This window comes from Streptococcus sp. HMSC063B03 (genome assembly GCF_001836965.1).
GTDB classification, from domain to species: Bacteria; Bacillota; Bacilli; order Lactobacillales; family Streptococcaceae; genus Streptococcus; species Streptococcus pneumoniae_F.
The window spans coordinates 335,740-356,224 of record NZ_KV831007.1 but is presented as its reverse complement, the minus strand read 5'-3'; the positions used below and the strand labels follow the sequence as shown (position 1 = coordinate 356,224).

20 protein-coding genes, 3 tRNA genes and 1 pseudogene are annotated in these 20,485 nt (G+C 34.9%); 7 read left to right on the top strand and 17 right to left on the bottom strand.

Annotated features, from left to right (window positions below):
• The 16 genes and pseudogenes from HMPREF2628_RS10275 to HMPREF2628_RS01720 form a co-directional block, all read right to left on the bottom strand.
• Window positions 1-76, bottom strand: a pseudogene (locus HMPREF2628_RS10275) (sigma-70 family RNA polymerase sigma factor); the annotation flags it as partial.
• A gap of 120 nt (window positions 77-196) precedes the next feature.
• Window positions 197-2,155, bottom strand: coding sequence for an ATP-dependent zinc metalloprotease FtsH (gene ftsH, locus HMPREF2628_RS01790; protein WP_070842143.1), 1,959 nt, complete (start codon window positions 2,153-2,155; stop codon window positions 197-199).
• Window positions 2,156-2,170: 15 nt separating this feature from the next.
• Complete coding sequence (hpt, locus tag HMPREF2628_RS01785; RefSeq protein WP_000892176.1) at window positions 2,171-2,713, bottom strand: hypoxanthine phosphoribosyltransferase; 543 nt, start codon at window positions 2,711-2,713, stop codon at window positions 2,171-2,173.
• 4 nt (window positions 2,714-2,717) lie between these two features.
• Window positions 2,718-3,995, bottom strand: a complete 1,278-nt coding sequence (tilS, locus tag HMPREF2628_RS01780) for a tRNA lysidine(34) synthetase TilS (RefSeq protein WP_070842142.1) — start codon at window positions 3,993-3,995, stop codon at window positions 2,718-2,720.
• A complete protein-coding gene (locus HMPREF2628_RS01775) occupies window positions 3,992-5,260 on the bottom strand; it encodes a serine hydrolase (protein ID WP_004269825.1) in 1,269 nt (422 codons plus the stop codon). The genes tilS and HMPREF2628_RS01775 overlap by 4 nt, the downstream gene beginning before the upstream one ends.
• The gene (locus HMPREF2628_RS11005; protein ID WP_000429334.1) at window positions 5,253-5,375 is read right to left on the bottom strand and encodes an SP_0009 family protein; all 123 of its coding nucleotides are present in this window, start codon (window positions 5,373-5,375) and stop codon (window positions 5,253-5,255) included. The genes HMPREF2628_RS01775 and HMPREF2628_RS11005 overlap by 8 nt, the downstream gene beginning before the upstream one ends.
• Before the next feature lie 4 nt (window positions 5,376-5,379).
• Window positions 5,380-5,748 carry a septum formation initiator family protein gene (locus tag HMPREF2628_RS01765; protein WP_000041905.1) on the bottom strand — a complete coding sequence of 123 codons (369 nt, stop codon included), beginning with the start codon at window positions 5,746-5,748 and terminating at the stop codon, window positions 5,380-5,382.
• On the bottom strand, window positions 5,741-6,007 hold the full coding sequence (locus HMPREF2628_RS01760; protein WP_001234978.1) for an RNA-binding S4 domain-containing protein: 267 nt from the start codon (window positions 6,005-6,007) through the stop codon (window positions 5,741-5,743). The genes HMPREF2628_RS01765 and HMPREF2628_RS01760 overlap by 8 nt, the downstream gene beginning before the upstream one ends.
• Before the next feature lie 57 nt (window positions 6,008-6,064).
• Window positions 6,065-9,568, bottom strand: a complete 3,504-nt coding sequence (gene mfd, locus HMPREF2628_RS01755) for a transcription-repair coupling factor (RefSeq protein ID WP_070842141.1) — start codon at window positions 9,566-9,568, stop codon at window positions 6,065-6,067.
• Window positions 9,569-10,138: an aminoacyl-tRNA hydrolase gene (gene pth / locus HMPREF2628_RS01750; protein WP_070842140.1), complete on the bottom strand. Its 570-nt coding sequence runs from the start codon at window positions 10,136-10,138 to the stop codon at window positions 9,569-9,571.
• Between the two features lie 72 nt (window positions 10,139-10,210).
• On the bottom strand, window positions 10,211-11,326 hold the full coding sequence (ychF, locus tag HMPREF2628_RS01745) for a redox-regulated ATPase YchF (RefSeq protein WP_070842139.1): 1,116 nt from the start codon (window positions 11,324-11,326) through the stop codon (window positions 10,211-10,213).
• Window positions 11,327-11,409: 83 nt separating this feature from the next.
• Window positions 11,410-11,604 (bottom strand): DUF951 domain-containing protein, encoded by a 195-nt coding sequence (locus tag HMPREF2628_RS01740; protein ID WP_000285186.1) that lies wholly within the window; start codon window positions 11,602-11,604, stop codon window positions 11,410-11,412.
• 64 nt (window positions 11,605-11,668) lie between these two features.
• Window positions 11,669-12,805 (bottom strand): DNA polymerase III subunit beta, encoded by a 1,137-nt coding sequence (gene dnaN / locus HMPREF2628_RS01735; RefSeq protein ID WP_049486822.1) that lies wholly within the window; start codon window positions 12,803-12,805, stop codon window positions 11,669-11,671.
• Window positions 12,806-12,963: 158 nt separating this feature from the next.
• Complete coding sequence (gene dnaA, locus HMPREF2628_RS01730) at window positions 12,964-14,325, bottom strand: chromosomal replication initiator protein DnaA (RefSeq protein ID WP_033687629.1); 1,362 nt, start codon at window positions 14,323-14,325, stop codon at window positions 12,964-12,966.
• A 212-nt stretch (window positions 14,326-14,537) separates the two neighbouring features.
• Window positions 14,538-15,296, bottom strand: a complete 759-nt coding sequence (locus tag HMPREF2628_RS01725) for a ParB/RepB/Spo0J family partition protein (RefSeq protein WP_070842138.1) — start codon at window positions 15,294-15,296, stop codon at window positions 14,538-14,540.
• A gap of 57 nt (window positions 15,297-15,353) precedes the next feature.
• A complete protein-coding gene (locus HMPREF2628_RS01720) occupies window positions 15,354-16,535 on the bottom strand; it encodes a serine protease HtrA (protein WP_061589687.1) in 1,182 nt (393 codons plus the stop codon).
• Window positions 16,536-16,718: 183 nt separating this feature from the next.
• Here HMPREF2628_RS01720 and rlmH point away from each other — a divergent pair, with 183 nt between their 5' ends.
• From rlmH to HMPREF2628_RS01685, 7 genes are all read left to right on the top strand, one after another.
• The gene (gene rlmH / locus HMPREF2628_RS01715; protein WP_004269820.1) at window positions 16,719-17,198 is read left to right on the top strand and encodes a 23S rRNA (pseudouridine(1915)-N(3))-methyltransferase RlmH; all 480 of its coding nucleotides are present in this window, start codon (window positions 16,719-16,721) and stop codon (window positions 17,196-17,198) included.
• Window positions 17,199-17,241: 43 nt separating this feature from the next.
• Window positions 17,242-17,315 (top strand) — tRNA-Arg (locus tag HMPREF2628_RS01710).
• Between the two features lie 165 nt (window positions 17,316-17,480).
• The gene (gene comC, locus HMPREF2628_RS01705; RefSeq protein ID WP_020902306.1) at window positions 17,481-17,603 is read left to right on the top strand and encodes a competence-stimulating peptide ComC; all 123 of its coding nucleotides are present in this window, start codon (window positions 17,481-17,483) and stop codon (window positions 17,601-17,603) included.
• A gap of 12 nt (window positions 17,604-17,615) precedes the next feature.
• Window positions 17,616-18,941 (top strand): competence system sensor histidine kinase ComD, encoded by a 1,326-nt coding sequence (gene comD / locus HMPREF2628_RS01700; protein WP_070842137.1) that lies wholly within the window; start codon window positions 17,616-17,618, stop codon window positions 18,939-18,941.
• Complete coding sequence (gene comE / locus HMPREF2628_RS01695; protein WP_000866073.1) at window positions 18,938-19,690, top strand: competence system response regulator transcription factor ComE; 753 nt, start codon at window positions 18,938-18,940, stop codon at window positions 19,688-19,690. Before comD ends, comE begins: the two co-directional genes overlap by 4 nt.
• Before the next feature lie 51 nt (window positions 19,691-19,741).
• Window positions 19,742-19,813, top strand: a tRNA-Glu gene (locus HMPREF2628_RS01690).
• A 5-nt stretch (window positions 19,814-19,818) separates the two neighbouring features.
• Window positions 19,819-19,892: transfer RNA gene (locus HMPREF2628_RS01685), tRNA-Asn, on the top strand.
• Between the two features lie 40 nt (window positions 19,893-19,932).
• Here the strand turns inward: HMPREF2628_RS01685 and HMPREF2628_RS01680 are convergent.
• Complete coding sequence (locus tag HMPREF2628_RS01680) at window positions 19,933-20,475, bottom strand: TetR/AcrR family transcriptional regulator (RefSeq protein WP_049491103.1); 543 nt, start codon at window positions 20,473-20,475, stop codon at window positions 19,933-19,935.
• Window positions 20,476-20,485 lie beyond the last annotated feature (10 nt).

Sequence of the window (20,485 nt, the reverse complement as noted above, 5' to 3'; positions counted from 1 at the left end):
CCCATAAATGAAGGTAATATTCATTTCTACACTTGTACACAATTCCCTGGACTTCTTTATACAATTCTTCAATCATATTGTTCCCCTTTCTAGATACAGTCTAACAGATTCAGAAACACTTTTGTCCCATTTCCTCCGTTCTGTCCCCTTTATCTCCTCAACTGCACAAAAAAGAGAGGGCAAGCCTCTCTTTGGGTTATTTTTCATCATTCATTTTTGACTTTACTTCATCATAAGATAATGCATGAGATTCCTCTTCTACGGTTTCAGGCATCTTTCCTGTTTCGTAAAGAGATTTAATTTGTGTACTATCCAATGTTTCGTATTTCAATAATGCTTCTGCAATCAACTTGTGAGTTTCACGATTTGACTGAATAATTTCAGCAGCTTTATTTCGTGCTTCATTCAATAATGAACGAACCTCTTCATCAATTTCATAAGCTGTTTGTTCTGAAATTGATTTTTGAGGACTCTGTGCACCAAACATAGCATGGTTTCCTTCATATTGTACTGGGCCAAGTTTTTCACTCATACCGTACTCTGTAACCATTGCACGCGCCATTTGTGTCGCTTGTTCAAAGTCGTTTGAAGCTCCTGTAGTTTGGACATTAAAGATAATTTCTTCAGCTACACGGCCACCCATTAAACCAGCCAATTGCTCTTTCATATCTTCTTTGGAAAGAAGCATTTGGTCTTCCTTAGGAAGTGCAATCATATAACCTCCTGCACGGCCTCGTGGTACGATAGTAACTTTATGAACAACACGGGCATTCGATAAGACTAGACCAACAATGGTATGTCCAGCCTCATGGTAGGCAACCAATTCACGTTCTTTTTGTGAAACTGTCTTATCTTTCTTAGAAGGACCAGCAATCACTCTATCTTCTGCTTCATCAATATCTGAGGCATCAATTATCGATTTATTGCGACGAGCAGCAACTAGAGCAGCTTCATTCAAGACATTCTCTAAATCAGCACCAACAAAACCTGGAGTTTGTTGGGCAACTAATTTCAAATCAACATCTTCTGCTAAAGGCTTGTTCTTAGCATGAACTTTCAAGATTGCTTCACGACCTTTAACATCAGGGCGACCAACCAATACTTTTCTATCAAAACGTCCTGGACGCAAAAGGGCAGGGTCAAGTACATCTGAACGGTTTGTCGCAGCGATGACAATAATTCCTTCATTTCCCTCAAAACCGTCCATCTCAATCAAAAGTTGGTTCAAGGTTTGTTCACGTTCGTCATTTCCTCCGCCAAGACCAACTCCACGTTGACGTCCAACAGCATCAATTTCATCAATAAAGATAATAGCTGGTGCTGCTTTTTTGGCATCTTCAAAAAGAGAACGGACACGACTAGCTCCAACTCCGACAAACATTTCTACAAAGTCAGAACCTGAGATACTAAAGAATGGAACACCTGCTTCTCCGGCGACTGCCTTAGCAAGCAAAGTCTTACCTGTTCCCGGAGGTCCCTCTAGAAGGACACCTGCTGGAATACGGGCTCCAAGTTTTGTAAATCGTTTTGGATCTTTTAAGAATTCAACAACTTCAACTAGTTCTTGTTTTTCTTCCTCAGCTCCAGCAACATCTGAAAATCTTACTTTAATATCTTCTTTATTTGCAGCTTTAGCCTTACTACGTCCAAAACTCATCGGGTTACGGCTATTATTTCCTCCCATATTTCCCATCATCGAGAAGAGGAAGAAGAAGAGGATACCGAATGGCACAATGGATACAAGAATATTAATCCACATACCACTTGAACTTTCATGCTTAACAGTTACTTCCGCTTTATGGTCAGAAGCAAGCTTTTGTAATTCTGATACTGTAGTATCTGAAGGAAGAATAATACTTGAAAATTTCTCTACTGTTGTAGCAGAAGGAGAAAAGAATTGAATGCCTGTTTCTTCTTTACTTGTTTTAGGATTTTTATAAACACCTGAAACTTCGATAACACTTCCATTTGGTTGGTAAGTCAATTCTTTTACATTGTCATCGGTAATTTCTTTTACCAATTCTGTATAATTAATTTGCTCACTTTTCCCTGCAACACTACCTGTACTAAAATACTGGTAACTTGTAACTAGGAAAAAAATAAGTAATAACCATAGAAAAGGATTTTTAATTAAACCATTATTTTGTTTTTTCATTAAAAATTGTTCTTTCTAATTTGAATACACTTCTTCTTTCAATACTCCAACATAAGGAAGGTTACGATAATTTTCTTTGTAGTCTAAACCATAACCTACTACAAACTCATTTGGAATAGTAAAGCAAGTATAGTCTGCCTCAATTTCTACAACACGTCCTTCTGGTTTATCCAACAAGGTTGCAATGTTAACAGAAGCTGCTTCTCTTGCAATAAACATATCTCGCAAATTCTTCAAAGTTTGACCTGTATCAATGATATCCTCTACAAATAGAACATGTCTTCCTTTGATATCTTGAGTCACGTCTTGTTTAATATTGATAACACCACTACTTGCTGTTCCACCATGGTAGCTAGATACCATCATAAAGTCCATTTCAATATGTGTGTCGATATGCTTAACCAATTCAGCCATAAAAGGAATAGATCCTTTTAAAATCCCAACTAAGATTGGATTTTTTCCTGCATAGTCCTTGGTTAATTGAGCACCTAATTTTTTAGCAGCTTCTGTAATTTCATCGTGTGAAACGAGGATTTTTTTAATATCGTTTTCTAACATTTTTTTACCTATCTATTTTTTCTATATAAAGTACAGTGTTCATTATATCATTTTTCGTGTTTTTACTCAAATTACTGGTCGCAATTCCCAAAATTGAGACAATTTCACCAAATTGCTCAATAATCAGAGCTGATTTTCGCTTTTCCATAGGGATTTTCAAATCAATAAATAGACGTCTGAGTTTTTTTCTATATCCATTTTGAATCAAACAATCTCCTGTTTTTCGATGACGAATGTGTATTGATGTTTCGCGTGAAACAGGTACCTGCTGAATTAATTCACCTTCTAAAGGAAGTCCAAAGGAAAATAAATATCCTTGATAAGATACCTGATTTTGATAGTGTAACACAAGTTCATCTTCCTTTTCATCAGACTGAGGACTGATTTTACAAATCCGAAACTGTTGATACTCTTTTACTAATTCATAACCATTTTTAAGCGGATGACGATACTGGCTTTTAGTTTTTAAAATTTGTCTAACTTCTTCAAACTGAGCTTTTGTAAGACTCAAATCTGGAAAACGATTCAGATAAGTTTGAAGTAAAACTCTTTGTGTCGACTCAGAGTAAGATAATAGCTGATCTAAATTTTCTACATCAATATTCTTTGATAATTCAGCTATAGCTAAGTCATAATCTAAAATTTCATTACCGATGCTTAAGATTGCATTTCTAAATCGAGGATTTTCTTTTTCTAATTCTGGTAAGTATGAGTTTCGAATACGATTGCGAAAATAATGATTTTCCTGATTTGATATATCTTCAAAGTGAAAAATTGGTGGAAAGTCTTTTTTCTGAAAATGCAAGAAGGGCCGAATGATTTCTATCTCCCCGACTACTTGCTTCTCCTGAATTCCTGATAGATAGCGCAAACGAGTGCCTCGAATCAAACGCATCAAAATCGTTTCCACCTGATCATCAGCATGGTGGGCAGTGACTAAGGCTGTCGCACCTGTCTTTTTCATGACCTCTTGAAAAAAATCATAACGAAAATGTCGAGCACGCGCTTCTGAAAATTCTCCTGAAAAATCGCTGATATAAATAGGAAGCTCTGCTTCAGCAGCCAACTTCCTTAATTCCTGTTCTTCCCAATCTGATTCTACTCTCTGCTTATGATTCACATGAGCTAGAATCAATTCAATTTCTAACTCTTTTTGATACGTAGATAATACCTTAAACAGAAACATAGAATCTAATCCACCAGAAAGAGCTAGCACCACCTTAGCATGTTTTTTGAAATATCCCTTATTGAGAAAATGATTTAAAAAATCTTGTTCTCTCATTTTAGAACCTCATAAACATCTTTGGCTATCTTAGAAATCGTATCATAATCAGAATTCTTTGTGAAAATAGAAAGAATAAATGGAGAATCTGCATAAACAACACCTGTATCATGCTTAAATTCATCCGCATCTCCAATTTTATGAGCTACTTTAACAGAAACACCTTTGGCAATTCTCTCATTATCAAAATCTGTTTTAGTCAAAGAATCCAATACAAGTCCATTTTGGTTATAAATAGCTTCCATGACTTTCCCAGCCATTTTAGAAGAAATCAATTTTTCTTTGGAATCCCAATCATCTCCCATAATAGCAGACGTCTTGGATTTGAATATAGCATCAGATTGATTTGAAATGTAATATCCCAATAGATTATGAGCTACATTATCCGATTCTTTAGATACTTTTGTGATTAAGTCCTTTATAGAATACTCTTTATTATCCTCTTTTTTAGGGAGACTACCACTTCCCTCTGGTTTATAAGAACCTGGAAAATCATTGACTGCTGATACGTATTTTACAGTCGTGTCTAACTGATAAAGACCCTCATTTATTTTTTCTTGCGTATAGTAGAGATAAGGTAATTTTAAAATGCTAGCTGCATACATCTTTTCATCTTGATTGATACCAGCTTCTTTTCCAGTAGTCAGTTGCTTAACATAAATAGAGAAAGAAGTTTTCTGATATTTTTCAGATAATATTTCTTGCACTTTATTCATCCGATTATCTTCTTCAGAAGTTAATTCCTTATCTACCCATCCAACTTGATCAATATGTAGAAATTCTTTCCCTTCTACAAACATGGTCTTATCAATTGAAACTTGCGAATAAGCTGATAAGGATGATTTCACTTCTTTTAAATCATAAGGACTATTGTACAGTTTAAAATCAGATTCTAACCATACTTTTTTTATTGTTGGAGTTACCTCTGATTGATCATATAAAAATCGTTTGTCTGCAGCAATAAATTGATGGTTAGATAACTTAAATACTGGAATCCCTTGTTTATTCAAGCGCCACTCGGTTATTTGAAAACTTATTTTGGGAGTCAATTTTCCAGATTCCACTACTAAATCTTCATTCGCATAAACAGGAACCTCTCCATAAACCATTGGAGAACTTAATTTTTCTCTAAAATAAATACCAAAGTCAGATTGTGAAAGGTAATAAATTTCTTTCGAAGTATAGACAACTTCTTTTTCTGTGCTAACGACTTTTGAAATGGTCAAAAAACTTGGTAGCAACAAAATAATTAAGAACTTACGCATTCTTCCTTTCCTTTTCTTCTTGTAAACGCAATAATTGATTTTTATCAGCCAACTCTTCCAGCTTTTCATCCGATAAACTCAAAAATTGCTCTATTACATCTAATAAATTTTCCATTTTATCACCTTGGGAGCAAGTCAGGAATCGTATAAACAGCTTCCCGATTCTTAGAATAATAATATTTTGCACGCATGTATTTAGCAGCGTAATCTTCATCTTTCAACTTTGTAGCAAAAGCTGTCTCTTTCTCCTTTTCCTCACTCAAAGTTTGATACTGAGTTTGCAAGTCTGATAACTGTTGACGTCTTTGGAGTAATTGGTGATAACTTTGAGCAAGATTATAAGTTGGTAAAATGAACAATAAAATCATCAAAATAAGAACCCAACCCATGAAACGATTACGTTTTTGTCGCTCCTTCATCAGATAGCGACGACGTTGGTGTTCATTTTGAATAAAAGAATTATTCAATTGTACGATATTTTTAGACATTTTCTTCTACCCGTGTTTCACTGATAATTTCATACATGCCTGCTGCATCTTCTTTTTTTGTACTATCTTTCATCTCCAGTACTTTTACAAGTAGCAACTTATTTCCAAAGCGAATTTCAACTTGGTCATTAACTTTCAAATCCGTTGAACTTTTTGCCAAGATGCCATTTACCTTGATTCTACCTTTATCTGCTACTTCTTTTGCGACTGTACGACGCTTGATAATTCTTGATACTTTTAAATATTTGTCTAATCTCATTTTTATTACCTCAAATTATTATTGTACCATTTTTATCCCTTTTATAGAAGAAAAATGTTAAAGGGAATTGCCTTCTTTCGACACTTTTATCTCTAATAAACTTTCTCCAAAAATGAGCAGACCTTCTAAAATTTCATAGTCCTTCTTGTTTCGAACATCAAATACAACTTCCATTAATCCCTTATTCTCAGCTATGGCTGCTTTTAAGTTCGTTGCGGATAAAGCTTTAAAATAATCTTGAGCCAAAAACAGTCGTTGAGTGATTTTTTCAAATTGAACTGTAATCTTATTGTCTTTTCTTTCCACACGTTGAACAAAGACCTTGTCAAGATAAGACTTAATCAAACCAATCTCTAAAAGATAGGCTACTACGTCTGGGTACTCTCCAAATCGGTCCATCAGCTCTTCTTGTAACTCCTCATAATTGACACGATTGTCAATTTGACGAATTTTTTTATAAATTTCAATCTTATGTCGTTGGTCTGAAATATAAGTATCAGGAAGATAAGCATCAATTTGTAAAATCAACTCAGCATTCCCTTTGGTTCTTGTGTTCCCATTACCATGTCGTTTAGCAATAGCTTCCTCCAATAACTGCGAATACAATTCAAAACCAACAGAATCAATGAAACCAGACTGGGATTTTCCTAAAAGATTTCCTGCTCCACGAATCGAAAGATCTCGCATTGCAATCTTAAATCCAGAGCCCAATTCTGTAAATCCTTTAATCGCTTCTAATCTCTTCTCGGAGACTTCACTGATTGATTTTTCTGGACGATACATGAGATAGGCATAAGCAATACGATTACTACGACCGACTCTTCCTCTTAACTGATACAAGGTTGACAAGCCCATATGGTCCGCATTTTCAATAAACAAAGTGTTGGCATTTGGAATGTCCACCCCTGTCTCAATAATAGTAGTCGTCACCAAAATATCGTATTGCCCCTCAATAAAATCTAATAGAGTATTTTCTAACTGAATCTCACTCATTTGCCCATGAACATAACCAATCGAAGCATCTGGAATCAACTCCTGTAATTCGGAAACCTTCTGGTCAATCGTGTCAACTTTATTGTAAAGATAGTAAACTTGACCTCCACGCTCCATTTCACGCAAGACAGCATCACGAATCACACTATCATTCTTTTCTAAAACATAGGTTTGCACTGGATAACGATTAGTCGGCGGAGTTTCAATAACAGACAAATCTCTGATTCCCAGCATAGACATGTGAAGGGTACGAGGAATTGGCGTTGCTGTCAAGGTCAGGACATCTACTTGTTTTTTCATTTCTTTCAAGGTTTCCTTATGCTTGACACCAAATCGCTGTTCCTCATCAATAATCATCAAGCCCAAATCAGCAAACACAACATCTTTTGACAAAACACGATGTGTTCCAATTAAAATATCAACTTGACCCTTTTTCAATTTTTCAAGTGTTTCAGTCTGTTCTTTTTTACTTCTAAAGCGACTCAACACATCAATATTAACTGCAAAATTTTGGAATCGTTCCTTAAAATTCGTATAGTGCTGTTGCGCTAAAACCGTCGTCGGAACTAGAACGACAACCTGTTTGTGATCATTGACTGCCTTAAAGGCTGCACGCATAGCAACTTCAGTCTTTCCAAAACCAACATCCCCAACTAAAAGTCGATCCATTGGTTGAGAAGCCTGCATATCTCTCTTGATTTCTTCAACACTACGAAGTTGATCATCCGTTTCAACATAAGGGAAGGCATCATCAAAAGCATGTTGATCCTTATCATCAGCTGAGAAAGCAAAACCCTTCAACTGACTACGCTCAGAATAAAGTTTGATTAAATCGTCAGCTATATCCTCTACCTGGTTCTTTACTTTTTGCTTGGCCTTTTTAAAATGACCGTCATTTAATTTATTGAGTTTTGGAGCTTTCCCATCACTTGAAACATATTTGGACAGTAGATGAATCTGTTCCACTGGGATAGAGATTTGATCCCCGTTTTGGTATTGAACACTAACATAATCACGGTGAATCCCTTTGATTTCAATTGTTTCAATCCCTAGATATTGACCAATCCCATGGATATGATGGACAACGTAGTCCCCTTTTTCAAGTTCATTGTAATCTTTTAATCTCTCTGCATTCGAAACATGTTGTCTTCGAAAACGACGTTTCAATTTCTTTTGAAAAATCTCATGTTCAGTTATTAATAAAACCTTTTCATCTACAAAATGAAAACCATGTCTGAGATTACCCTCGATTAAGTTTACAGATTCTTTACAGATACTTGACTTATCTCTGGAATCTAATTTAATCTGATATTCCTCTAAAACATCCTCCAATGTTTTACTTCCCATTGAATTGCTAGACTGAAGAATAATAGTGTAATTCATTTTTTTGTATCGCTCAATTTCTTCTTTTAGAAAAGAAAATTGATTGAAAAACTCTTGCATGGGATATTGATTAAATTGATAAATTTGATCAAACTTGAGATTTCCTACCCCCTTTTGCAGGTTAGAGAAAAAAGTAACCTGACTCTGTTTTTTATAGATTTGCTCTGTATCTGCAAAATACTGCATCTCAGAAAATGCTTTACTGTTCTGTAATTCTTCTGTAAAGTATTGTGCTAACTCCCTTTCAAAGACTTCGTACTGATTCATCAATTTCTGATAATCATCAATGAATACTGGGGTATCTTTTTCAATATAGTCAAAAACAGTCCATGTCTTGTCATAACACAAAGATAAAAACTTCCTAGAATCTAAATGCATTTGTTTTTGGTGAAAACTTGAAAGAATTTCTTCTAAGTATGATTTTAAAATAGGTGATAACGTTTTTGAAATTTGTTTTTCTAAAGCTGACTGTCCTCGTTGATAATTCTTTTCTCTCAAAAGCATATCACTAGCTGGAAAGATAGTGAGTTCTGTCTGATTTTCTTTCGATAATTGTGTTTCGACTTCAAATGACCTAATACCATCGACTTCATCACCAAAAAACTCAATTCGGTAAGGTTCTAACTGGGATATTTCAAAAATATCTAAAATATCTCCTCGCAGACTAAATTCGCCCTGAGTTTGTACTTGTGTAACTTTTCGATAGCCTATCTCTTTTAACTGATGGATAAGGGCGTGTTGGTCATATTCTTCACCAACTGTTATTTTTACAATACTATCTTTGAATACATTTGGAGACGGTAAAATCAATCGACTTGCTGCGATATTACAAACTAAAATCCCTTTCTTAGACGAATCAGTCAAAAAACGCAAGGCTTCAACCCGTGAAATGATTTTTTCTTGTGAAGACATCAAAAACTCGACCATAGGGGAGTCATCTACAAAAAATGGATAAACAAGTTCCTCACCCAAGACAGATATAAGATCACTAACAAGTCCTTCTGCTTCTCCATAAGTTGACGTCAATAACACAATCTTATCTTCCTGTCTCAAACTACTAGCAATTGCTAAAGCTTTTGTAGAAGTTGACAAGCCTAACATTAATTGTCTTTTCTTATCTGTCAGATTTTGATGCCATTTTTTTATCTGATCATTTTCTGAGAATAAATCTAATAAGGTCACCATTTATCCGTTATACCTCTGCATCGTTTTTTCAAAGTTTTTCTCTTGTAAATAGTAGTTTACAGAATCGTCAACTTTGTCAATAGACTGTAAAATACCAATATAATCATCCTTGTCAAACTTACTCAAAACATGGTTAACAACTGACATTCCATTTTTAGGCCTTCCGATTCCAATCTTAACACGATTAAAGATCTGAGTTCCAATATGTTGAATAATAGACTTGATACCATTATGACCACCTGCTGAGCCTTTTGCTCTTAAACGAATCTTTCCAACTTCCATATCAAGATCATCGTAAATGATGAGTAAATCTTCAATATCCAAACCATAATAAGTCAATAAAGCATGAACCGCTTTTCCACTTTCATTCATAAATGTCGTTGGTTTGACAAGATAAATTTTTTCTCCATTGAAGAAAAAAGATGCTAGGTCAGCTTGAAATATCTTATCATGTGTAAAAGTGACATTCTGTTTCTTCGCTAGTTGATCAATCAACATAAATCCAACATTGTGTCTTGTTTCAAAATATTTATCCCCTGGATTTCCTAATCCTACAAGTAATTTGGTCATTTATTTTTCCTTTCAAAAGCCAAAAGGGTTGGAATTTTTTTCCAACCTAATTGACACTATTTATTAAATTTCTTATACATTAAAGCGGAATTCCATGATATCGCCATCTTGAACGATATATTCTTTTCCTTCTTCACGCAAACGTCCAGCTTCTTTTACGGCCTTTTCAGATCCGTATTTCACTAGATCCTCATATGACATGGTTACTGCACGAATAAATCCTTTTTCAAAGTCTGAGTGGATAATCCCAGCTGCTTGAGGAGCCTTCATACCACGTTTGAAGGTCCAAGCGCGAACTTCTTTTTCACCAGCTGTGAAGTAAGTTCCCAATCCAAGCAAATGGTAAGCAGCACGAGTCAACTTGTCAACGCCTGATTCTGTCAACCCAAGTGCTTCAAGAAACTCTTGCTTATCTTCATCGTCTAACTCAGAAATTTCTTCCTCAGCACGTGCAGAAATAACGACTACTTCAGCATTTTCTGTCTCTGCAAATTCACGAATTTGTTTAACATAGTCGATAGAGTCAGGTTCTGAAACCACATCCTCGTCCACATTGGCAACATAGAGCACTGGTTTAGTCGTCAAAAGGAAGAGACCTTTGACAACCTTTTGTTCTTCATCTGTAAATTCAATGGTTCGAGCTGATTTTCCATCTTCAAGGACTGGTTTAATCTTTTGAAGAACATTAAATTCTGCTACTGATTCTTTATCTTTTTGCGTACGTGCCATCTTTTCTACACGAGCATAACGCTTATTAACTGACTCTAAGTCAGCAAGAATCAATTCTAAGTTAATGGTGTCGATATCTGCAAGTGGATCCACAAAGGCGTCTTCACGCCCTTGCTCGCGCATGACATTTTCATCATCAAAAGCACGAACTACATGAACAATCGCATCTACTTCACGGATATTGGCCAAGAATTTGTTACCAAGACCTTCCCCTTTTGATGCGCCTTTTACAATCCCTGCAATATCTGTAAATTCAAATGTTGTTGGAACTGTCTTTTTAGGAGTAATCATTTCAGTTAGTTTTTGTAGGCGTTCATCAGGAACCTCAACCATTCCAACATTTGGATCAATCGTCGCAAATGGGTAGTTTGCTGCTTCTGCTCCTGCTTTTGTAATTGCATTAAATAGTGTTGATTTACCAACGTTTGGCAAACCAACGATACCTGCTGTTAAAGCCATATTTCTCATTCTCCGTTTTCATTTCAATCCCTAATATTATAACACAAAAAGGGAAAACTTGCTAACCCTCTAACTAAGGGTTCTCAGTCAATAATTTTATTCATTTTTCGATCAAAATCATAGCGCCCCATCATGACAACATGGTCACAATTACTGCATTTTATCTTGATATCTGCTCCAACACGGGTAATTTCCCAACGATTTGCTTTTTTACCAGTTGACTTGATGGTGCAAGCATGTGGTTTTTTCATCTCAACAAAATTTCCAACTTGATACATACTACTCTCCTTTTCTTTTTCGATTATATCATAAAAGAGGCGAGCTAGGCTCAACCTCTTTCACTTAATTTGTACGAACTGGGGTGATAAGTTGCATGAAGTCCTCTTCAGTATCAGCTGGCACAAGAGTAAATGGACGAACAGCTGAGATAAAGCTAATAGTCACCTTTTCGCTATTTAAAGCCTTGAGTGAATCAATCAAGTAAGTTGGGTTGAAACTAATAGTCAAATCTTCACCAGTCACTTGATCAGTATCGATTTCTTCGTTTACTTTACCAACTTCTGGAGAGTGAACATGGGCGCTAACAACCCCATCTTTAATTTCAAGTTTCACAGTACCATTTTGAGTAGCACTTGATAAAAGACGAGCACGTTCCATTGACTGGCGTAAGTTTACAACATCAAAAGTAATAGTAGTATTAAAGTCCGTTGGAATCAAACGATCTGTATCAGGATAGTTACCTTCTAACAAACGAGTATAGAAGCTAATATTTTCGCTTCTAAAGAGGATTTGGTTATTGGCAAAGAAAATCTCTACAGTTTCAATATCATCTGTAAATACTGCTGAAAATTCGCGTAGAGAACGGCTAGGAATTACAACATCAAAATCATCACTATTTTTCTCAAGCGTTAATTTTTTCTGGCTTAGACGATGAGAGTCTGTTGCCACTGTTTTTAGCTCCTTGTGTTGACTTAATACAAAATGAACACCTGTTAAAATTGGACGACTCTCTTGTGTACTTGCAGCAAAGGCTGTTTCATTGATAATTTTCTTGAGTAATTTTGTTTCAAGAACCAAAGGAGTGCTTGCTGAAATTTCTTGGATTCGTGGATATTGCTCGCTATCTTTTCCTTTTAGGGTAATTTCTGATTTGCCACTAGTTAAAACAATTTGGTTTTGTTCAATTTCTTTAAAATCAAGAGTCACATCAGGTAGACTAGATACCACATTGATGAAGAAAGAAGCTTCAAGAAGGATCGAACCTAAAGAAGTAATTAACAAACCAGCATCTTCATTTTTTTGAGAAATAAAATTTTCAATTGAAATTTGACCATTTGAACCAATTAAAGTAACACCTTCATTGGTTACGTCAATTTTGACGGTTGATAAAATAGGAATGGCATTTTTAGAGCTAATAGCTCTCTTAGTAGTATTTAAGGCTTGTAGAAATAAATTTTTATTAATTGAAAAATGAATCATGGATTCTCCTTTATTTATTTTTAGTATTAGAAGGATAATAGTAATAATAGAGTCTGTGAAATCTGTGGAAAACAGACTTTAAACAAGTCATATCAAGTTTTTGGGCTTGTTTAAAAAATGTGGATAAAAAAGATAATAAAGTAAAAGTTATCCACAAGTTATTTGATTTTCTTTTTGATTGATTCAATTTCTAAACGTAAATTATCGTCTTCATCAATCAAAGATTTAATTTTGGCATGGGCATGAATGACTGTTGTGTGATCTTTACCACCAAATTCCTTCCCAATTTTTGGAAGACTATTATCTGTTAGTTCTCTAGATAAATACATGGCTACTTGACGGGCTAACACAATATTTTGAAGGCGTCTGCTTCCCTTCATTTCTTTGACGCTGACACCATAAAAGTTACCAACTTCATTTTGGATTTTATCAATTGGGATGACGAGCATTTGGCTAACATCTTGTTTGCGTGCCCTAATAGCCTCTGCAGCGATATCGATAGTGATATCCTTAATCTTCTTCACTCGGGCGATTAAAGTGATGTCGTTGATTGCTCCTTCAAGTTCTCGGACGTTTGAATCAAATTGACCAGCTAGGTATTCTAGGGTATCACTTTGGAAATGGTAGTCTAAATTCTCTGTTTTGCTTTGTAAAATGGCAATACGTGTCTCAAAGTCAGGTGGTGTGATATTTTGCGTCAAGCCCCAGCTAAAGCGCGTGACAAGTCTTTCTTCAAGGCCCTCTAAGTGTTTAGGGCTACGATCACTAGTCAGAACAATTTGTTTTTGATTGTTATGGAGAACATTGAAAGTATTGAAAAATTCTTCCTGAGTTGCAACTTTTTTTCCACTCAGCGATTGAATATCATCAATTAACAAGAGATCGAGGCTACGGTAGGTTTTTTTGAACTTATCCATTTCACCCAGTCTCAGATGTTCAAGAAAGTCGTTTATAAAGCTTTCAGCAGGAATGTACTTCACACGCGCATCAGGAATATTTTTCAAAATCTCATTCCCAATGGCATTGAGTAAGTGAGTCTTACCAAGCCCAGGTCCTCCATAGATAAAAAGAGGATTATAGGTCAAGGCCAAATCTTCAGAGACAGCCAGGGCGGCTGATACTGCCCAAACATTTCCATCCCCTTGGATAAAATTATCAAAGGTATACTTTTCTTTTAATCCAGTATCCGAATAAGGAATAGATGCTAACTTTGGACTATAGTCATAGAGAGTTGAATTTGGAGCTTCTTCAACTTGTGGGATAATCGTATCTTGAGGCTTGGTGAAAATATAGTGGGGAGTTATTTCAGCATCATAAATCTCAAAACCAGCTACTACAATGATATCTTTTAGTTGTTTTTCCCAGACCATTTCCATTTCAGATCGTGGTAAAAATATAGTGGCAACATTTTCTTCTACCTTAATGAGTTCAGCTTGAATAGCATAGAAATCATACATGGAACGAGTTAGTCTTTCTTGTGCAAATTCTAATATACGATTCCAAAATTGTTTTTCTTTCAATCCTTTCTCCTCCTTTACTATTTAAAAGTTTAATGCTAGATTTATTTTACCATAGATAGCAAGAATTTTCCACAAGCTGTGAAAAATAATCCACAATGTTATCAAGTTTTATCCACAGGTTGGGGATAAAATCAGAAACTATTGATTTATGAAGCTTTTTTTTGAAAAAAATAGTGGATAACCTTGTGAGATAAAAAAATAAAAGAACAGCCTTATTTCAGGCTGTTGATAATTCTACTGTATTCTTCTTGGTTTGAGAAAGCAATAATGATTTTTCCACTATCTTTTTTAGACAGTTTGATTTCTACATCTAATCCGAGTATTTTTTTTAACTGTTCTTCTTCATTTTGTATGAAATAATCATTTTTTTGCAGTTTCTTTTGTTTTTTCTCTGTCAGAAGGGCTTCTAACTTCCTTACAGAAATGTCTTCTTCTATAATTCGTTGAAAGAAATAGTCTTGTTGTTCCTTATTCAACCCAACTAGCGAACGCGCATGGGCTTGTGATAGTTGGCCATTTTCTACTTCTGAAAGGATCTGTTCTGGCAAGGACAGCAAGCGAATAGAGTTGCTGATATATGGACGAGACTTGCCCATTTTATCTGCAATTTCAGCATGGGTAAATCCTTTCTCTACAAGAGATTCATAGGCGCGTGCTTCTTCTATTGGATTTAAATTTTCTCTTTGTAAATTTTCAATGATGGACTGGACCATCATCTCTTGGTTTGAAAGTTGTTTAACAACAGCTGGGATAGACGTTAGACCAGCTAAAAGTGAAGCGCGATAGCGTCTCTCTCCTGCAAGGATTTCATAACCAATAACAGGAGATTGACGAACAATAATCGGTTGAATGACCCCATTTTCTTTGATAGACTGTGCTAGTTCATGTAGTTTTTCTCCATCAAATTCTTTTCGAGGTTGATAGGGATTTTTTTGTATATCCGTGATAGAAATCATTTCAAATTTTTCCATGATTCTACACTAACACATCTTTTCTCTTATGTAAAGCTTTCTTTACATAGATGTCAATTAAGATTCTAAATCGCCTGAACTCTTGTCAAGTTTAATAGATGTAGTTTCTTCTTTACCGTTACGATAGTAAGTTATCTTAATGGTGTCTCCGATAGAATGATTGTAAAGAGCACTTTGTAAGTCTGTTGATGAAGCGATGTCTTTGTCATCTACTTTTGTAATAACATCGTATTTTTCAAGGTGACCATTTGCAGGCATATTACTTTGCACAGAACGAACAACTACACCAGATGTTACACTGCTTGGAATATTCAGTCTTCTAATATCACTTGTATTAATATTTGAGAGATTGACCATTTGAATTCCCAAAGCTGGACGAGTCACTTTTCCGTTCTTTTCCAATTGTTCAATAATATTGATAGCATCATTTGCAGGGATTGCAAAACCAAGACCTTCTACAGATGTTCCTCCATTTGTGGCAATTTTACTTGAGGTAATTCCGATAACCTGTCCTTGAATATTGATTAGTGGGCCACCAGAGTTACCTGGGTTAATAGCAGTATCAGTTTGGATGGCTTTTGTAGAAATGGCTTGTCCATCTTCAGATTTTAAAGATACATTTCGATTGAGACTAGATATGATACCTTGAGTGACAGTATTAGCATATTCAGAACCTAACGGGCTACCGATAGCAATAGCAGTTTCTCCTACGGTTAACTGACTAGAATCACCAAATTCCGCTACTGTTGTCACTTTTTCTGAAGATATTTTGACGACAGCAATATCAGAGAAAGTGTCAGCTCCGACGATTTCTCCAGGTACCTTAGTTCCATCTGACAAACGAATATCTACTTTGCTGGCACCATTTATAACGTGATTGTTGGTGACAATATAAGCTTCTTTGTCATTCTTTTTATAAATAACCCCAGATCCTTCACTAGAGATTTGCTGAGAATCTGTATCTGTATCATCATTGCCAAATACGCTATTTTGTCTGTTAGCTGAATAAGTAATAACAGAAACAACAGCGTCTTTTACTTTGTTAACAGCCTGTGTTGTTGAATTTTCGTTTTTATAGGCAGTCTGTGTAATAGTACTATTGTTGTTGGAGTTACTTACAGTACTTTTCTGAGTTAGTTGGTTTATTGAAAGACTCCCCAAGACTCCACTAATAAAGCTAATGACGATAACGACTAATAATTGAAACCATTTTTTGTAAAATGTTTTGAGATGTTTCATATTTGCCTCCATATGTTTTAGATTAATGAAAGTATAAACTGACTAGCTTAATTATAACTTAAAAATAAAAGTTTTTCACAGATTGTGGATAACTTTCAAAAATCTGTGGTTTTCTCGGCTAAAATTAACCTTTTATTTTGTGAATAAGATGTGAAAAAATAGAGAATATGTTAGAATAGAGTCATGAAAATTAAAGTTGTAACAGTTGGGAAACTGAAAGAAAAGTATTTAAAAGATGGTATCGCAGAGTATTCAAAACGAATTTCTCGATTTGCTAAGCTTGAAATGATTGAGCTAGCAGATGAAAAAACACCAGATAGGGCCAGTGAGTCAGAAAATCAAAAGATTTTAGAAATAGAAGGTCAGAGAATTTTATCAAAAGTTGGTGACCGTGATTTTGTTATTGCGTTGGCTATCGAAGGGAGAACTTTCTCCTCAGAAGAATTTAGTAAGCAGCTAGAAGAAGCTTCTATAAAAGGATTTTCTACTCTTACCTTTATTATTGGAGGGAGTCTGGGGTTAGCACAGGATGTAAAAAAAAGAGCCAATCTTTCTGTTAGTTTTGGTCGCTTAACCTTGCCTCATCAGTTAATGAGACTAGTCCTTGTTGAACAAATCTATCGGGCTTTTACGATTCAGCAGGGATCACCCTATCATAAATAGAAAATTGACTTTCAATTGGATTTTTGGTAGAATAGCTGTATTAGGTCTCATAGCTCAGCTGGATAGAGCATTCGCCTTCTAAGCGAACGGTCGCAGGTTCGAATCCTGCTGGGATCAATATAGTAGCAAAGCTGGGAATTTTCCCGGCTTTTTTCTTAAAAAAGTACACTTGGGGAGAAAAAAATGACAGTTGAGAGAATTTTATCTACAATGAAATTCCATTTTGTATAATAGTTTTTGTAAGTTAGCTTACAGGAAAAAAACACTTTAGGAGATTTTATTATGAAAAACACAGTTAAATTGGAACAGTTTGTAGCCTTGAAGGAAAAAGACTTGCAGGAGATTCGAGGTGGGGAAACTAGAAAAACAATTAATAGTTTACTTAATCTCTTCAAAAGAAGATAAGGGAGTAGAATAATGGATTTTTTCTTATTAGTAGATTTGATATTATATGTTTTTATTATTAGTCAAAGTTACCGTTTAATTTGTAAAAGGCAAATAAAAACAAAGGAATTATGCTTTTTTGGTGGTTATACATTACTAGTAGGAACAGTACTTGACCTTCCTTTTTATCTTCTATACTTAGAGGGGTTAGGGATTGGAACATTTTTATTTCCTTTGATGCTATATTTCTATTTTAAATGTATTAAACAGTATAAGAGGGATAGAGGACTATTCCTAAGTTTACTACTATCTCTTTTATATGAGAGCACTCATACCTTTCTGTCTGTAACTTTCTCCTCTCTAACAGGAGACAATTTTGTTTTACAATATTATGGCCTATTCTTTTTAGTTGTAACGGTGTTGACTTATGTCGTTATCGTAACAATCATTCGTTATTTCCATTTGGAACTAAACTATTTTGACAAAGATTATCTCTATCCTTTCTTGAAAAAAGTCTTTTTTGCTTTACTACTTCTACATATTGTATCTTTCATTTCAGATATGGTAAGTACGATTAAACATTTGAATAGTTTTGGAAGTATTTTATCATCTATTGTCTTTATCTCTTTACTTTTGACTTTCTTTGCAATGAATTCTCATAAAGAACAAATGGAGAAAGAGATTGCTTTGAAGCAGAAGAAATTTGAACAGAAACATTTACAAAACTACACAGATGAAATTGTTGCTTTGTATAATGAAATACGTGGGTTTAGACATGACTACGCTGGGATGCTTGTCAGCATGCAGATGGCAATTGACAGTGGTAATTTACAGGAAATTGACAGAGTTTACAATGAAGTTTTGGTTAAAGCTAATCACAAACTCCGTTCAGATAAGTATACTTACTTTGATTTGAACAACATAGAAGATTCAGCTTTACGAAGTTTGGTTGCTCAGTCAATTGTTTATGCTCGAAATAATGGTGTAGAGTTTACACTGGAAGTAAAAGATACGATTACTAAGCTCCCAATTGAACTATTGGATTTGGTTCGTATCATGAGCGTTTTATTGAACAATGCTGTCGAAGGATCGGCTGATAGTTATAAAAAGCAGATGGAAGTAGCAGTTATTAAGATGGAAACTGAAACAGTTATTGTGATTCAGAATTCATGTAAAATGACGATGACTCCTTCAGGAGATCTATTTGCTTTAGGATTCTCCACTAAGGGAAGAAATCGCGGAGTAGGATTAAATAATGTGAAAGAACTATTAGATAAGTACAATAATATTATTTTAGAAACAGAGATGGAAGGCAGTACATTTAGACAAATCATTAGATTTAAGAGGGAATTTGAATGAAAGTTTTAATTTTAGAAGATGTTATTGAACATCAAGTGAGACTAGAGAGAATATTGGATGAAATTTCGAAAGAATCGAATATTCCAATATCATACAAGACAACGGGAAAAGTTCGTGAGTTTAAGGAATATATCGAAAATGATGAAGTAAACCAGCTTTATTTTCTAGATATTGATATTCATGGGATTGAGAAAAAAGGGTTTGAAGTTGCCCAGTTTATTCGTCATCACAATCCTTATGCTATTATCGTCTTTATCACCAGTCGATCAGAGTTTGCGACTCTAACCTATAAATACCAGGTATCAGCCCTAGATTTTGTTGATAAGGATATCAATGATGAGTTATTTAAAAAGAGAATTGAGCAGAATATCTTCTACACGAAGAGTATGTTACTTGAAAATGAAGATGTGGTAGATTATTTTGACTACAATTACAAGGGAAATGATTTAAAAATTCCTTACCATGACATTCTGTATATTGAAACGACAGGAGTTTCTCATAAATTGCGCATTATTGGTAAGAATTTTGCCAAAGAGTTTTACGGTACCATGACAGATATTCAGGAAAAGGACAAACATACTCAGAGATTTTATTCTCCTCACAAGTCATTTTTGGTAAATATAGGCAATATCAGAGAAATTGATCGAAAAAACTTAGAAATTGTTTTCTATGAAGACCATCGTTGTCCTATTTCAAGATTAAAAATTAGAAAATTAAAAGATATTCTAGAGAAAAAATCTCAAAAGTAATTGACAATTAGCAAGAAATTGATATAATGGTTATATCTGCTACAGATAGAAGGTCCGTTGGTCAAGGGGTTAAGACACCGCCTTTTCACGGCGGTAACACGGGTTCGAATCCCGTACGGACTATTTTATCCGCCATAGCTCAGTTGGTAGTAGCGCATGACTGTTAATCATGATGTCGTAGGTTCGAGTCCTACTGGCGGAGTATAGATAAAAGGGAACATAGTGTTGTTCCCTTTTTTGTATCAATTTATATCACCAAGCATCTTCATAAGGAAGTCTGTTATTTCTTGAGGACTTTCTTTTTTTCCATGTGCAATCCAAGTTTGGCAAACACCAAAAAGTGCGTGAGTTAGATAAATACTACTATATTCTAATTCAGTGGTATTTAGATTTAGTTGCATAAAGCGTTTTTGTAAATCCGTACTGAGCATGATATGAAGTTTATTTCGTAAGAAATTTTGGATTTCTTTAGTCCCATTTTCAGAAAGAAGGGCAGCCAGAAGTGGTTCTGATTCTAGATATTCAAAGACTTCTAAAATAGCGTCTCTTTTGTGATGAGCATGTTTTTGAAAAATATATTCAAATGTATGGAATAGCTTGCTTTGATAGTGCTCAATCATATCATACTTATCCTTATAGTGAGTATAGAAGCTGGAACGACTAATTCCGGCTTTTTTTGCTAACTTGACAGTAGAAATTTGATCAAATGGCTGTTCTATCAGTAGTTGTACCATAGCATTTTCAATAGTTCGCTTTGTTTTTAAGCGTTTGTTACTTTCTTGCATATTTCCTCCT